Source organism: Sporomusa sp. 246TCP1 (genome assembly GCF_057319775.1).
This window is the reverse complement of record NZ_CM170492.1, coordinates 2,394,097-2,409,829: the sequence shown is the minus strand read 5'-3', so window position 1 is coordinate 2,409,829 and position 15,733 is coordinate 2,394,097. Positions and strand designations below refer to the sequence as shown.

Annotated in this window: 14 protein-coding genes; 4 read left to right on the top strand and 10 right to left on the bottom strand. The window is 41.8% G+C overall.

Translation table 11 applies throughout. The features are described 5' to 3' along the window. Positions 1–13: 13 nt before the first annotated feature. The 9 genes from spoVAD to AC1ECB_RS11550 form a co-directional block, all read right to left on the bottom strand. A complete protein-coding gene (spoVAD, locus tag AC1ECB_RS11590) occupies positions 14–1,015 on the bottom strand; it encodes a stage V sporulation protein AD (protein WP_485668832.1) in 1,002 nt (333 codons plus the stop codon). Beyond that, positions 1,016–1,495, bottom strand: a complete 480-nt coding sequence (gene spoVAC, locus AC1ECB_RS11585) for a stage V sporulation protein AC (protein WP_485668831.1) — start codon at positions 1,493–1,495, stop codon at positions 1,016–1,018. A gap of 13 nt (positions 1,496–1,508) precedes the next feature. Continuing rightward, on the bottom strand, positions 1,509–2,369 hold the full coding sequence (locus AC1ECB_RS11580; RefSeq protein WP_485668830.1) for a DUF421 domain-containing protein: 861 nt from the start codon (positions 2,367–2,369) through the stop codon (positions 1,509–1,511). A 15-nt stretch (positions 2,370–2,384) separates the two neighbouring features. Then, positions 2,385–2,591 carry a DUF1657 domain-containing protein gene (locus tag AC1ECB_RS11575; protein WP_485668829.1) on the bottom strand — a complete coding sequence of 69 codons (207 nt, stop codon included), beginning with the start codon at positions 2,589–2,591 and terminating at the stop codon, positions 2,385–2,387. A gap of 198 nt (positions 2,592–2,789) precedes the next feature. Beyond that, positions 2,790–3,494 carry a zinc dependent phospholipase C family protein gene (locus tag AC1ECB_RS11570; protein ID WP_485668828.1) on the bottom strand — a complete coding sequence of 235 codons (705 nt, stop codon included), beginning with the start codon at positions 3,492–3,494 and terminating at the stop codon, positions 2,790–2,792. Between the two features lie 36 nt (positions 3,495–3,530). Continuing rightward, the gene (locus AC1ECB_RS11565; protein WP_485668827.1) at positions 3,531–4,658 is read right to left on the bottom strand and encodes an MGDG synthase family glycosyltransferase; all 1,128 of its coding nucleotides are present in this window, start codon (positions 4,656–4,658) and stop codon (positions 3,531–3,533) included. A gap of 100 nt (positions 4,659–4,758) precedes the next feature. Beyond that, the gene (locus AC1ECB_RS11560; protein WP_485668826.1) at positions 4,759–5,871 is read right to left on the bottom strand and encodes a YibE/F family protein; all 1,113 of its coding nucleotides are present in this window, start codon (positions 5,869–5,871) and stop codon (positions 4,759–4,761) included. A 74-nt stretch (positions 5,872–5,945) separates the two neighbouring features. Beyond that, on the bottom strand, positions 5,946–7,430 hold the full coding sequence (locus AC1ECB_RS11555; protein ID WP_485668825.1) for an alkaline phosphatase: 1,485 nt from the start codon (positions 7,428–7,430) through the stop codon (positions 5,946–5,948). A gap of 134 nt (positions 7,431–7,564) precedes the next feature. Next, a complete protein-coding gene (locus AC1ECB_RS11550) occupies positions 7,565–9,388 on the bottom strand; it encodes an EAL domain-containing protein (RefSeq protein ID WP_485668824.1) in 1,824 nt (607 codons plus the stop codon). Positions 9,389–9,641: 253 nt separating this feature from the next. On the opposite strand from AC1ECB_RS11550, the gene AC1ECB_RS11545 reads away from it, so the two are divergent. From AC1ECB_RS11545 to budA, 3 genes are all read left to right on the top strand, one after another. Beyond that, a complete protein-coding gene (locus tag AC1ECB_RS11545) occupies positions 9,642–10,754 on the top strand; it encodes a GGDEF domain-containing protein (RefSeq protein ID WP_485668823.1) in 1,113 nt (370 codons plus the stop codon). A 132-nt stretch (positions 10,755–10,886) separates the two neighbouring features. Then, complete coding sequence (locus AC1ECB_RS11540) at positions 10,887–11,039, top strand: peptide-methionine (S)-S-oxide reductase (RefSeq protein WP_485668822.1); 153 nt, start codon at positions 10,887–10,889, stop codon at positions 11,037–11,039. A gap of 116 nt (positions 11,040–11,155) precedes the next feature. Further along, positions 11,156–11,911 (top strand): acetolactate decarboxylase, encoded by a 756-nt coding sequence (gene budA, locus AC1ECB_RS11535; RefSeq protein WP_485668821.1) that lies wholly within the window; start codon positions 11,156–11,158, stop codon positions 11,909–11,911. Positions 11,912–12,052: 141 nt separating this feature from the next. Here budA and AC1ECB_RS11530 read toward each other — a convergent pair whose 3' ends face one another. Beyond that, positions 12,053–13,720, bottom strand: a complete 1,668-nt coding sequence (locus AC1ECB_RS11530; RefSeq protein WP_485668820.1) for a PucR family transcriptional regulator — start codon at positions 13,718–13,720, stop codon at positions 12,053–12,055. 766 nt (positions 13,721–14,486) lie between these two features. On the opposite strand from AC1ECB_RS11530, the gene allC reads away from it, so the two are divergent. Continuing rightward, positions 14,487–15,722, top strand: a complete 1,236-nt coding sequence (gene allC / locus AC1ECB_RS11525) for an allantoate deiminase (RefSeq protein ID WP_485668819.1) — start codon at positions 14,487–14,489, stop codon at positions 15,720–15,722. Positions 15,723–15,733 lie beyond the last annotated feature (11 nt).

Below are 15,733 nucleotides of genomic sequence, written 5' to 3'. Positions count from 1 at the left end.
TAAGCCTCCTGTTTTACATTTCTATTGCTACTGCGTGGGCAACGCACGGTATGGTTTCTTTTTGCTGGTACGACATGGGGGAGAGCAAAGCGCCTGTGGCTATAACCAGAATTCGGTTCAGTTCCCCCCGGCGCATGCGATTTAAAAGATGCCCAAAGGTAGTTGTAGCAACACAGGCGCAGCCACTGGCGCCTGCGAGAACTGGCTGGTCTTCCTTGTACATTAAAATGCCGCAGTCGGTCAACTTTTCTACAGGGATGCTAAATCCATGCTTTGTAAGCAAATCTCCGGCAATGCGGTGACCTACTTTGCCTAAGTCGCCAGTCGTAATGAGGTCATAGTATGATGGGCAAATGTTCAAATCCCTGAAGTGAGCTTCGATGGTGTCAACGGCAGCCGGAGCCATGGCTGCTCCCATATTAAACGGGTCGGAAAGCCCCATGTCGACTACCCGTCCAATCGTGGCCGCTGCAACCCGTGGACCTGTTCCTTGTTTGGCAACAACTGCCGCACCTGCCCCTGTAACAGTCCATTGGGCTGTAGGAGGCTTCTGTGCGCCATACTCGGTAGGATACCTATATTGCTTTTCAGAGGCGGCGTTATGGCTGGATGTACCAATAAGGGCATTCTGTGCGAACCCGCTATCAATGATCAGGGAGGCTAAGGAAAGGCCTTCCATTGAACTGGAGCAAGCTCCGTAGATACCTAAATAAGGAACGGCAAGGGTACGGGCGGTAAAGCTGCTGGGCATAATCTGGTTAATTAAATCACCACTGAGAAAAAACTGGATATTCTCTTTTTTGAGTCCCGCTTTTTTAATTGCAGTTTCACAAGCTTGTTCCAAAAGTTTTTTTTCTGCTTGTTCGTAACTGTCCTGTCCAAGCCAAATATCACCATGAAGCAGGTCAAAATCGTCTGCCAGATTGCCCTGTGCTTCAAAAGGTCCGCCGATTGCAGCAGAAGCAATAATGGTTGGTTTAGATTGGAAAACCCATGTTTGATGACCCTGCAGCATTTACATTCCACCTAACGACGTAATGATTACTTTTACAATAGCAACAATAAAAGCGGAAAAGACACCAAAGACAATAACTGGTCCGGCGATTTTAAACATATTTCCGCCGACCCCTAACACAAACCCCTCACTTTTGTGATCAAGAGAAGCTGAGGCAATTGTATTGGCAAACCCCGTAACCGGAACGGCACTGCCGGCACCGCCCCATTGGGCAATATGATCATATAATCCAAGGCTTGTAAGAATTACTGAAATCAAAATTAGAATCGCAACAGTGGGATCGCCTGCTGTCTTTTCGTCAAAGTTAAAATAGGTAATGAAAAACAACTGTACTCCCTGACCTATTGTACAGATAATGCCGCCTACAATAAAGGCGTGTATACAGTTAGTTACGATTGGACGCTGCGGTTCCCTTGCGCGGGCAAAGTCCTGGTATTGCTGCTGGGCAGGGGTTAGATTTTTGCGTTTACTGCTTGACAATGCAATTCACCTTCTAACGCAATAAATATGGCTTAAGCTTTTCCAAAAGTTGTTGTAACGTTGTGGCATGCGCTGAATACATTTGCTTGGCTGCTTCATTTTTTGTCTCTAGCGCAAAGGTCGTGAGATCGGCTTGGATTTTTTCAAAATTTGCGTATAGCATTTCCTTAACTTTCGGCTGTGGTAATTGTACAGCGTCGTCAAACAGATCCAGGTATAAATCACCAGACGAGTCTACCTGGCCGATAAACACATTATCTAGCGATACGCCGATGGTTTCCAGCTGGATACCTAGCCATTCGGTGTTAAACCCCAAAGAAGCCAGAGGTTCATTGATAATGTTGCCATCAAGTATAACTGTCTGCGGTTCTGCCAGGGGAGCTATTTTTTTCCCTAAATCGTGGGCGGATATTGGTGTTTTGTCAGATTTCAAAAAAACATTTATGTCTCCGGTATCTTCCATTACCGCAAATTCTACATCAGCGAGATTAAAGGCATTCTTAGAACGGAGCTCTCGCAGCAGTTCCTCGCCTGTCAGCCTTGTTTGCAGAAGATTCTCCTCCATGATTTTTCCATGCTTAATTAGTACAGTTTCCTTGCCGTTAACAATGTCATGAACCCATTTGCTTTTTAGGGACAAATAATTCAATGCTAGCGGAAATAGTACCCAAACACCAAGCGCAATATATCCGAAGGCAGGATTGGCAATTAAATTTAGGGATAGTAATGCGGCAATTACTGCTGTTACGATATAGCTTACAAACCTAAACGGTGTCATGCGAGCGATATTTCTTTTTCCCAGCAGCCTGATCAAGAGCAGTAATACAAAAAATAATGAAACTGAACTAACTAATATCTGTATCCATGTCTGCATTGCTCAATCTCCTGACTAGTTCCCTTTGTATTGTGGCTCTTGAAATTCTAAAGTCTGCATTCTTCTTTCAAGGTCATTGATAATTGTTCCGGTAGTTTCCAAAGCTTCTTTGTAAACTAACTTGGTTTCTTCATTCCGGGTCTGCGACGCATATAGCCGTAATGTACCTTGACAACCTTTTAGAGTAGCAAACGTTTGTTTGACCTGAGAAGCAACTGTCATAGATATTACCTCCATTTACCTTATTATTATTGGTTTTTCCAAATTTAATTCAAACAGAATCTTGAAATGAATGGAAGGCCATTATGCTGTACCGATTTCTGTGAATAAAAAAATCTCCCTGGCAACTTGGGCCAGGGAGATTTTATATACAGGGGGGCACAATCTGTGGGTATATATAATTTAAGGGAGTGACGCTGCTTATGTGAATTGCCAAAAGTTATGTATTTCTGTGGTAAAGGCGTGAAATAAGCCTGCAGTCGTGCGCTGGGCCAGCGGAAGAAGAACTTCTGTTGCTTTGTTGTAATGGGCAACATCATCTTCGCAGCGAACCCAATCAAAAAATTCAGCAGCAATACAGGCATTATTGGTGCTGAGAGACTCAAGTCCTTGGCCGTATATGCCCTCAGTTAGTACAGCATACTTATCATAATTTGCTTGCGCCCAGCCTTCATATTGCTTGTGACCATTAAACAGCTTTGCTCTTGCATGGTGAGGGACACATAGATCCTGGAGTATATGGGCGGATGCACCTAAGAAAAAAGCAGCTTTTTTTAAGTCATACTTTTTTGCCGAGCAGAGTGCCAGTTGATAATATAATCTGAAGTTTTCAATAGCATGTGTGGAATGCCATAGTCCTTTGCCTGAACAAGGTTCAAAATAGTGGTGAACGTTCTTCCAGTCTTTGTCTGCCCAGTACACACCTAAGTTAAGTTCTTCAAGGTAGTTTGATAGAAAGTTCGAACATTGCCAGAGGCCGTCGTTTTTGATGATAGCAAGGGCTTGCTGGTTGCAAAATTCATGGGTTAGCCCTGGTTTATCCAAAAAACTTTGAAAGGGGGATACTACCATTAGTATAAAGTGAAGGCAAGCATCTGTAGGTACGGTTTTTAATGTGTTAATCATAACTCTCTCCTTAGATACTATTTTCCTAAAGAGACGCTAGCTTGCAGAGAATATGGCAGGGCGATTGTGTATGCTGGCAGACAGCAGTAATGCGATGTGATTCGCCGCGGCTGGTTTGCTCAGGGCGTGGGCTTTTGAACGCATAGCAGCTAAAATATGCGGTTTAGATAATAGCTCATCAACTAGGCTGGCAAGTGTTTGAGCAGGTGAAATACGAAGGGCAACTCCCTGCTGGGTTAGGTAGTTTGTATTATCTTCTTCTTGTCCCGGCAGGGGACTAAGTAGTAGCAGCGGGAGTTCCTGGGATAGTGCTTCACTGCAGGTAAGCGCACCAGACTTAGTAATGAGTAGCGAGGCATTAGCCATATACTCATTGATCCGCTCGGTATAGCCTATGACTGTGAGTGGGTTGCAGGAAGTGTTTGTTAGGGTTAACAACCGGTCTCTCAGCTTAGCATTATTTCCAGCGACAGCAATGATTTTTAATTGTGTTTTCGCAGACTGTAGACTAATAACGGCCTCTTCGATTGCTCCCAGGCCAAGGCCGCCCCCCATAATCAGTATTTCAGGGATACCCTTGTCTTTTGTACGATTGTTCGGGGAATTTGGTGTAAATTTAGGAGAGATAGGAATGCCGGTTATAGAAATCCGGTTTTTGGCAATCCCATTGTCATGAAGGGCATGCTGAATTTCATGATTAGCCACAAAATAGGCATTAATTTCTTTGTGCAGCCACATAGGATGAAAGGAGAAGTCAGTCATAACGGCAGCCATTGGTATAGAAAGCTGACCGGTGCGGCGTAAGTAAGCGGCAGCACAGCAGGGAAAAGGATGCGTAAAGACTAACATATCAGGGCGGTGCTCATATAGTAATTTTACCATTTTTCTTTTCATAATAAGGGCCGTTACATTCTTTACACTAGCACTAGGTTGAGATTTCTGGGACTTGCGGTAGAGAAAATCATAGGCATTGGGAAGAACATCGAGCATTTTTAGATAGGTTTCTTTAATGAGATGCCCCAGGGAGATTTCCTGGTCCAGAAAATCAACAACTGCGACATTTGTGGCCGGAGAGATACGGTTAAGTTCATCCCGAACAGCATTTGCGGCCTGGATATGACCAGAACCGATCGAAGCGGACACGAGCAATATTTTCTTATTCATAGCACTCACCCCTCAGATTAAAGTAAGGCTCTAGAAGTATTGTAACAAATCGAATGAGAGATGCTGTTAAATCTATGTTATCGTTTAATTAAAAAGTTCATTAGTGATCAATCAGCAGCCAGCCAGCTAGCCACGCTGTAAAGGGTGCAACAAGTACAACACCAAAACTACCAACAAGGGTATGAAGGATCTCTGCGGCAATATAGGTCAGGTTCAAGATATTAATTACCGGTGTACCCTGAGCCAAAAATACCATCATGAGGGCGGTAAAAGAACCGGAGTATGCCAGTAATAAGGTTGTTGTCATTGTGCCGACAACTGCCCGGCCAACATTCATGCCAGAGGCAACTGCCGCTTTGCGGTTAATTGACGGATTTTTATCAACAAGCTCAGTTACGGCTACCGCAATATCAACTGCAACATCCATCATGGCCCCGGAAGAGGCCACAAAGATCCCCGCTAGGAAAACTTTAGTAAGATCAAGATGACTAAACCCAACGTGCAGTAAGGTTTCGGCAAACGGAATAACTGCGCCATGCACTTTGAATAGCTGGCCAAATATAATAGCCAACAAACAAGCGGCAATTGCACCGCACATGGTTCCCAGAAAAGAAACTAAGCCGGTACGGCCAAGCCCTGTTACCAAAAAAGTAACACAGCCGACAATAACACAAATAACTAGTAATGAAAGAATAATGGGGTCCCAGCCCTTCAGAAACAACGGCCAGAGTACCTTCCATAAAACCAGGATGGTAAACATAAAGGAAAGCACGGCTTTTACGCCAGTCCAGCGGGCAAACCAAAACAGCACAAGTATAAATAGCCCAAACAGGAGTATTTCTTTATCAAGCCGATAGTGATCAATTAAATTAGCCGCGATAATCCGGCCATTTTGTCCCTTAATAACGATTAAGGCGGTATCACCAGGCTGAAACACCTTGTCCAACTCCAGCTTTCCAAACAGTGTATTGGTGGCCTGGATTTCCTGACCGGCAAACTCCCCCCCCACAACCTGCAAGGTTACCGCTTGCACTCCGGTCTGAACAACGCCACGCTGATGTACGGACTGGTTATCGACCGCAGTTACCCTGGCTTTACTGCGAATATAATCGTCGTCTTGTGTCGGAAACCCGGTTGGCAAGCAATACAATAGGATACAGAGTAGCGCGATAACGAGCACAAAGGGTTTATCTGTATTTCGGGAATAAGGCATAACCGGCATCCTTTCTTACCTAATTTAGGCCAACCGGGCATGCTCCGCCCGGTTGGCCTAAAGGTTTTCTACAGCTATTGCTGTTTTACACCCATAATGTTCATGATTTTTTTGGCGATATCGGTATTATCATAGTAGCCTTGGAATAATTCGCCGCCAATGCCTTGTGCAAATACGGGTATAGCTACACCGGTATGTGCGTAAGTAGTCCAGCCGATACCGGCCTTTTGGTTGAGTATGTGGGTAATTGTAACGCTAAATGGTTCATAGGTACCATAAAGCAAAGACGTGTTGGGATCTTTGGTCCGTTTTTTCGGATCAATCATGCTGGCAGCCAAGGCAGCGTTCAGCCGGGTTTTATCATATTCCGTCAAATCAGTCAAACCGAACTCGTCCGCAAGAATAGGCAGCCAGTCATTCAGGCTGGCATACTGTGCATCGACGGTTTCCCGATAGGTTTTGATTTTTTTGTCAAAGGCTTCAAAGGAAGTGGATTGCTTATCGATTTTGCTGAAAAAAGTTTCATAGCCTGTACCGGCAAAACCAATTGTCATGCCACCGGTTTCATGGTCACCAGTTACGATAATGAGCGTTTCCTTAGGATGTTGGGCATAGAATTTGAGAGCTTCGTTAATTGCGTCATCAAAAGCCAGAACATCGTGAACCGTTGTTGCCGCATCATTGGCATGACAAGACCAGTCAATTTTGCCGCCTTCTACCATCATAAAAAAGCCCTGAGAGTTGTCCAACAGCTCAATACCTTTTTTGGTGAAATCAGCCAGGGTAACTTGGCTGGGACTGCGGTCAATATCATAAGGCATTGCGGCTTCCGCAGCCAGTTCCGGGGCAATGGCGAATACCTTGCCGTCCTGTTTGCTCAGGTTGTTAAATTCGGCTTGCGTAGTAACCAGTTTATAGCCATTATTTTTTGCAATATCCAATACACTTGGTTTATCTTTTTTGGGACCGGTAGGAGATAACAGACCACCCCCGGCAAAGTAATCGAAGCCACTGTTTGCCAGTGCCAGGCCGATTTCATAATAGTTCTTGCGGGTAGGCTCATGGGCGTAGAACGCGCCCGGCGTAGCATGGTCAATGGATACATTGGATACAATGCCGACCTTCATACCCTTTTCTTTGGCCAGTTCAGCCATGGTTTTAAGTTTTACGGTTTTTGTGGCATCCATACCAAGAATGTCATTGTTGGTTTTTTGCCCGGTAGCTAAAGCTGTTCCCGCTGCTGCTGATTCGGTGATAAAGGTATTATTTGAATGCGTGGTTTGCATACCCTGATGCGGGAATACGGTAAAACCAAGCTTACCTTTGTGCATCTTGTCATCGCTTTCAAGCGTACCTTTAAAAATTTCAGCAGCATTTACTTGCGGCATGCCCATGCCGTCACCAATAAAAAAGAATACATACTTGGCCTGCTTACCGGTGTAACCATTGGTAACACCGGCACTAGCTATCTGCTGCTGTGGGAAAGCAGATGCAAGCATAATAGCAATTAGCGCAATAATCACAGCAGACAAGCTAAACCATTTAATCTTCCTGTTCATTTTGTTACCTCCTTTGAATTTGGTTATGTACATGTCCATTATAAGTAGCTGCTGGATAGTTTTGGTTAATTTACGGTTAAGTCTTTGTTAACTCTGATACGAGAGTAGATTTATTCAGCTATGCTGAAACGAGTTCACTTGATACAATAACAACTTTGCCAATTAAGTTTGCATTGTTTTTTAAGCTGGCTTGCGGTTTCCACTATTTCGAGGATATTTGTATAATTCCTCTGTTTGTCAGTAACAACGGCGATAGACAAAGACATAATAGGAAAGTTTTCATGGATGCCATGCCTGTTTTTGGTGCATATATAGCCTCTGTTACAGTCTTCGTGGTTATAGTAATCTACAATACGACGATTAAAATCAGATATTATGCGCTCGCATAGCTCTGTGACATCATTGCCGCGGGTTATAGCAATGAAATCATCACCGCCGATATGTCCCAGAAAGGATTCTCTAGTGTAATAGCTATGTAAATTCTGTTGTACGACTTCGGCGGTAAAGCAAATAACCTTGTCGCCACGTTCAAACCCGTAGACATCATTGTAGGCTTTGAAATTATCCAGGTCAAAATACAATACGGCATAGTTGCCCGAATTTTCCTTGAGAAGTTTATCTAATTCTCCTTCAATAATTAAGTTGCCGGGTAGACCTGTCAGCGGGTTCGCATGTTTTGCGCGGTTAAGTTCTAATTGTGTGGTTTTTTCCAGAATTTTTTTTATGGTGACAGTACCATAGTATTTGTCTTGATTGGTTATTATTATATAGTCATAGATATCATCATCTTTGCGTGATAATGCTGATTTTGAAACTACCTCTATTGGCGTATCGTAAGTGACAATTAACGGGTTTTTATCCATATGGGAGCGAATTGATCTGTTCATATAGAGCGCAATACCATATTGTGTAGCCAGGTTAGCCAAGAATTTGCTTTTCATCAGCAGTCCGACTGGACGGCCATCATCAACAATGGTAATTCCCTGGCAGGCAGGGTGTTGGCTAAAAAAATCAAGTGCTACACTACCGACCGTTGAAGAGGGGAAAGCTTGCTCCTGCTGGGCGATTTCTCCGACTGGCAGTGTCATGGAAGTATGATAAAGCTCGCGTTTTTTGCGCTTATTTAGATCTAGGATAATTTGTTTAATTGAGCTGGGAATCTCACTGAATTCTGGTAGTGGTTTTTGCAGAAAAAAACCCTGACCATACGGAATACCAATACTGATTAAAGCAGCTAATTCATCTTGTGTTTCAATTCCCTCGGCAATAATTTTGCTATTTGTGCTTACAGAGAAATCGTATAACGCCTTCAGCATGGCTTGTTTAAGGTTATCTTTGTCAATATCGCGTACTAATTCCATGTCTACTTTTATAAAATTAGGGCGGATCTCGGCTAAGGTTCTAAGGCCTGAATACCCTGAACCGGTATCATCAATGGCTATTTTATACCCTTGACTTGTATAGTTGTCCAGAATACAGCAAAAGCCTTTGTAATCATTAATCGCCGTTTTTTCCGTGATTTCAAAAATAATATTACCGGTGTTAGCCTGAAATTGGCAGAGCATATCCTGGGTTTGTCCTTTTTGGAAGCGAGGGTCATTGATGATTTTGGGATCTACGTTTATAAAAACCATTTTAGAAGGAGCAAGGTCTTTTGCTTTTTCCAAGGTTGCCCGACGGCATAAATACTCTAACTCCCAGACAAGATCATATTTTGCTGCTGTTGAAAAAAGGGCATCAGGCCGCTCCAGCATGGAGTCTTTAGGACCTCTGCTTAGGGCCTCATAGCCGATTATTTCTGCATTTGTTAATGATACTACCGGCTGAAATACTGTCCGGATATCACTTTGTTCGAGAATATTCTTTAATTCCATGAAACTCTTCATCTCACTTGTTTGTTTATTTGCGGTTTTATATAGATGAAGGACTTTGGTACGATAAGAAGCAAATGTAGTCAAGATAATTCCTCCGAAAAATACAATTCATAGCCCAAAATTACTAATTGTAGGGAGTATGGTACGTTTTTGGTTTGATAATATCATAATTTGCGCGGCGGGTGAAAGATGTTTTGCCAAAGATTAACAGCAGCTTTACACAATCTTAACAAATATAGCTGTATGTGCGGCGCAAGCTGCCATTGAAGCAGAAGGAATATGGTAGTAGTTTACCGAAATATGTTGAGAAACACTAAAATAAGGAAGAAGGATGTTGTTGAAAGCTCAAACTGATACAATGGATGATTTTGAGTCTGTATACCGGAATTATTTTCTAGTAACTGATGCGCGCCATACCAGAGTTGCCATTGCTGTTTGGTTAATTCCTGTTCTCATTTTAGCTTATTCGGATTATCTTATTTTTGGATATAGCAGTAAATTTATGATCTTATTAGCAATACGGCTAGTGTTTTTCATATTCTCTCTTTATACTATTTACGTTCTATTGAAAGTTTCTACTGCTCGGGAGTATGATTATATTTTCCTGCGCTGGGCTATGTTTGCTATTGCCATCGTATTATTCTTTAACTATATTTTGGCTCCCTATATTACTCCCAGCGGAGCAATCACCATATTGGTTCTGTTCAGTGCTTATATGGTATTTCCTAATAGGTTTTGCGTAAGGGTTATACCTCCAATTGTATTATCTATTGGTAATCTAGGTCTGGATTGGTGGTATGCTCAATTAGTCAATCCGCAGTCCCATTACTCCATGCTGGTAGCAATTGTAATGGCAAATGTGCTAGGCGTTATTTTTTCATCTTCACTGGAACAACACCGGCGCACTGAATTTAAGGCTCGTTTAGAGGAAACTCAGCTCAAGGAAGAATTGAATAGGCTGGCGTCGATTGATCATCTTACAGGGATATTAAACCGGCGAAAACTAGCACAGCTCACTACTAAGGAATTTGAGAGGTTTAAAAACGATGGTCAACCATTTTCCGTACTGATGATTGACATCGATTACTTTAAAAAACTAAATGACAGCTATGGGCATGACGTAGGAGATATGATTTTGTATGAATTTTCAGCCTATGTGGCAAATAACCTTTATGAAAAAAACATATGGGGCCGATTAGGTGGCGATGAATTTGTATTGGTATTGCTCAACATTCCTAGTGCGCAGTCAAAACAGATTGCTGAAAGACTTAGGCTTGGCCTTAAAAAAGAGACTATCATATGCTACGGTAAAAAAGTCACCTTCGACATCAGTATTGGCATTACCGAAGCGCGGGAGCAGGATTCGTCCTTTGAGAGCATACTAAAGAGGGCAGATGATGCCCTCTATCATGCCAAGCGAAATGGGCGGGGACGGATTGAGGTGCTGTAGCAAAAATAATGACTTTTCAGCTAGGTGGATGATGGACAAAATCTATGAACCAAGATATAATCCGTACCGTCAAATCCGGGCTTCCACCGGCAGTAGTAGCTTACTTCATTCAATTAGGAGGAACTGCTCATTATGAAGAAGATATGGCTTGCAGGAGGTTGTTTCTGGGGCGTGGAAGCTTACTTTATGCAACTTGATGGGGTTCTAAATGCAAAAGTAGGCTATGGACAAGGCACTACAGACCGTCCCACATATCAGCAGGTAAGGGAGAAAAAGGGATATTAATATTGTAAATATTTAGAATATAATGGTATAATTAACGTTATGGAGGTGGAAAGAAAGTACAAACCTGTGAGCTTTAACAAAGTGCAAGATATTAAATTACTGGAGGGCTTGTGTAGATGAGAAGAATGATTTTAATGCTATGCTTTATTGTATTAGGCAGTTCGCTGGCTTTGGCCAATCCTGCGGTAGATAAAGAAACCATCTATCAAGGAGCGACAATTGAGGCACTTCTCGCTGGAAATTATGATGGCGTAGCCACAGTTGGAAAAATAAAGCAACAGGGAACTATGGGATTGGGAACGTTTGCTGGCCTTGATGGCGAAATGATTGTATTAGATGGAAAAGTTTATAAGGCGGCGAGGGACGGTAAGGTCACTGTTGAAAATGATAATGTTCAAACTCCGTTTTACGCAGTTAAATATTTTTCTGCCGATATAACGAAAAAGATTGAAACTACGGATCTTAGTCTGGATCTACTAAAGAAGGAACTTGATCAACTTCGCAAACGTAATGATTTACCTTATGCAATTATTATTAAAGGGAATTTCAAATCCATCAAAGTGCGCAGTGTTGGTCCATACGAGCCACCCTATCCACTGCTTTCAGCTGCAGTTAGCGAACAGAGCGTTTTTGAATACTCTAATGTATCAGGTCGATTAGTCGGCTTTTGGCTGCCAGCATATATGGGTAATACCAATGCCGCCGGTTATCATCTGCATTTTCTTTCTGACGATGCTCAAAAAGGCGGACATGTGCTAAACCTTGTTATAACTGATGCACAAATCGGTCTTGATGAGATACCAAAAATGCATATTGAATTTTCTCCCTATCCGACCAAGCCTTTAGAGAAACCTGATAGTTATAAATCTTAATCAGGATAGAACATAAGCATAATGCTCCCTTTGCCAGTAACCTACTGGCAAAGGGAGCATTTTCATGTCAAAAATAAACCAATATAGTGCAGCAGAAAAACTAGCCATATGTGAGAATTTGGAACAGGTCGACTACCCTACCTAGCTATTCTTTCTATGAGCGCTGCTGATTTTCCGTTGTCGTAACGCTAAGCGTAGGCAAAATACTAATTCCCTGTTGTTAAAATCTAAATTGACGATATCCTGGATTTTTTCTAATCTATTAGAGAGTGTGTTCCTGTGGATATACAATTCGCTGGAAGTTTCAGTTAAACTTTTGTCGCATTCAAGATATTTTTCTAGTGTTTGTAATAGATCAGTACCAGAATTTTTTTCCGAATGTTCTAGCCTTTGAATAATAGAGTCGCAGATTTGCGATAAGATGGAAGATGACTCACAGTTTTCTAAAATTGAGTAACAAGCGATTTCATAAGGAAAAGTGATTTGTCCGCCTCCTTTAATTTGCTGGCCTAAGCGCAGACAAGTTAATGCATCATGAAAACTCTGCCGGACTCCACCTAGCTTGGTAGATATTGTACCAATACCAATGGAAATTTTCAGGTTTTGATACATGGTATGAAAAGCATTATGTAATATTATTCCTGGGTGAGTTTCATTTGTGTTAAAGTTGCTGGTAGACGCTACAAGCACAATGATTTTGCCTGTTCGTTCAGACACTATTGACAAAGGATTTGCGGCGGTTACCATTTGTTGCGTGGTTTTGTAGATACGTGTTAGAATAACCGGAACATTTACTATAGTTTCGTTTTCAGCCAGTTCAATAACCCAACACTCAAAGAATTTGGCCTGCATAAGCCTGGAGCCTGATAGAATTTCGTCGACATTATGGTTTGACAAATCATCAAATAATATATAGTCGAGTATGTCTCTGGAATGTAGCCGGTGACTTTGTGCTATTGCTTTTTGCTTTGAAAAATCCAGGGCCGCCACAATACATGCTTGTTCTAAAGCTATACAGTTAATATCTGAGAAAGTATCATTTATCTGGATTATTGAAATATGTCCAAAAGATTCATTATTTGACATAACTGGAAAGGATGTAATCAGATAGCTACTATTTTCAATAGTAAGATTTTGTGTACAGGGTGATTTTGTTTGAGCTAGCAGATCTTGGAGCTCGTCATTATTTGCTGCCTTTTTATCTAAAATGGAATCAAATTGCTTTACTATAGTATCGTCTATTCCAGGGATTTTTTTAGGTATCCACTGGACAAGGGGGAAGCCATTGACATCAAAGCAGCCTACAGGACATTGAGTTAATTTGCCCAAACAGGTTATAATCGAGCATAAACCTTCACCTTGAATAGCGACTCTGGTTAAAGTTTTCTGTATTTCAATCGTGCGGTGGAGTACATAGGATTGCTTGTTAGCGATATTGCTAATGATCGGGTTCATAATTTCGGACAGGGACATGTCTAAAGGGAGATCGAGAATAGGAAAGTTAAGTTCGTCGGCAATCTTTTTAATAATAGTGGGGATTTCCGGCAAAAACCGCTTGGTTTTAATTCCAAGCCCAGCAGCGCCGGTTGCGACAAGATCTCTTATTAAACGCTCCTGTAAGATGGGGTCGTCTTTGGCGACATATGCAGTTGTCAATATTAGATCACCTGGCTTCACCCAATTCAAGATATCTGGTGCATCCATTATATTTACGGATAAAACTATATTATCCAATCCAGCGAATCCTGCAGCTAGGGAGACCGATTTGTCTTGAAAAAGTTGTAAAACATCTTTAATAAGTAAATGCATATCTATCCCTCCCCTGTATTACTTTGATATATGATCGATTCAACATGTTTTTGCAATTTCCTTTCAAAAATTGGAGTAACTATGCGTAATGCACATTTTATTTAGATATTTGTATTTTTGTATGTAAGATTTAATATATTGAGTATCACGTATAATTGCCTATAGCATGCATAGGGTGGGCGGAATGGGAGGAAAATATTCAATTTTGTGACACGTACACTAATGAGCAGAATGCACAATTTATCTTGGAAGAGTGTGCACCTTTGTATTGATGAATGCGTCAAAAATATACGTATGTAGTTATTGAATAAATCAATTGAAACCTTGCCTTGTTTCAGCGAGGCAGGTGTTTTTTATTGCTTGCTAAACCCATTCTAACTATAGCTAGAATGGGGACAACTGGTATGGAGCGGCTCTACAGGAGAAGAATAAAAAAGTATATGCAATATGCACAGTTACCCCTAATTAATTTGCAAATTTTGCACTAGTCGAAAAATGAAAAAATTCAGTATAATTAACACAACTTATAAGTTAACAGGAGTTGTCTCAAAGCACAATGCGATAAACTAGTGACTGGACAGAGTTTAAAAGTATGAAAAGTAGTAAAAAAAGATTGTGGGAATTAGTTTTCCCGGTTGATATTGGTCTAAGAGTGCGACTTTCAATGATGACAACCCCTTAATAGAATGGGATCCCAGAAAAATGATTGGAGGGCTGAAAATAGGAATATGTATATTGGTAATTTCAGTTGTGGCGGAGGGAAACCATGAGTACGTTTGAGTTTGGACAGGAAACCGAGAAACTTTTAAAATGGTTAGGCGAATTTGGTAAGGATTCCGATGGCGGAGTCTCGCGTTTTCTATATAAGCCCGAGTGGACGGAAGCGCAAAAGGCGTTAGAGCAGCACATGCAGCAGCTAGGTTTTGTTGTTCAATATGATGACGTCGGCAATTTGTTTGGACGGCTAGAAGGAACTGAATATAAGGACGAAACTATTTTAACAGGTTCGCATGTAGATACTGTAAAAAATGGTGGGTTATATGATGGCCAATTTGGAATAATCGCTGGGATTATTGCGCTTGATTATTTAAAAAAAGAGTATGGACAGCCGCTGCGTAACGTTGAAGTAGTATCCATGGCTGAAGAAGAAGGCAGCCGATTTCCTTATGCCTTCTGGGGAGTCAAAAATATTCTAGGTATCGCTAAGCGTGAAGAAGTGGAAACAATGGTGGATTTTGAAGGCATACCGTTTACTGAAGCTATGCGCAAAGCCGGTTTTTGCTTCCGGTCAGAAGGCAGTGCTGTACGTAAAGATCTAAAAGCATTTGTGGAAGTTCATGTTGAGCAAGGCGGCGTGTTAGAGAGCGAAAAAAAATCGGTAGGGATAGTTGAGCATATTGTAGGTCAGCGACGCTTTACTATTGAGATTACCGGAGAAGCTAATCACGCTGGTACAACGCCGATGGGTTATAGGAAAGATGCTATTCATGCAGCTAGTCGTAGTATATGTGCGATTATGGATATAACGAAGAACTATGGTGACCCATTGGTGGCTACAGTGGGCAAAGTGGAGCTAACCCCCAATATTGTAAATGTTGTGCCAGGCAAGGCACTATTCACGCTAGATGCCCGCCATACGCATAAAGATATTTTGGTTAAATTTACCGAAGAAGTAACTGCAGTAATGCAGGAAATTGCTTTGCAAGCAGGTGTAGAAATCCATATTGATATGTGGATGGATGCCGATCCGGTTCCCATGGATCCCGGTATCGTAGAGATTATAAAAAAACAATGTGAGAAAAATGGACTGAATTATAAAATGATGCATAGTGGAGCAGGTCACGACTCCCAGATAATGGCTCCGGCAGTACCGACCGCAATGCTATTTGTGCCAAGCCATAAAGGCATCAGTCATTCGCCATTAGAATTTACCGAGCCCCATGACCTGGGAGAAGGGGTAAAGGCGCTAGTGGGTGCGCTGTATGAATTAGCTTATAAATAAAGGAGAGAAAA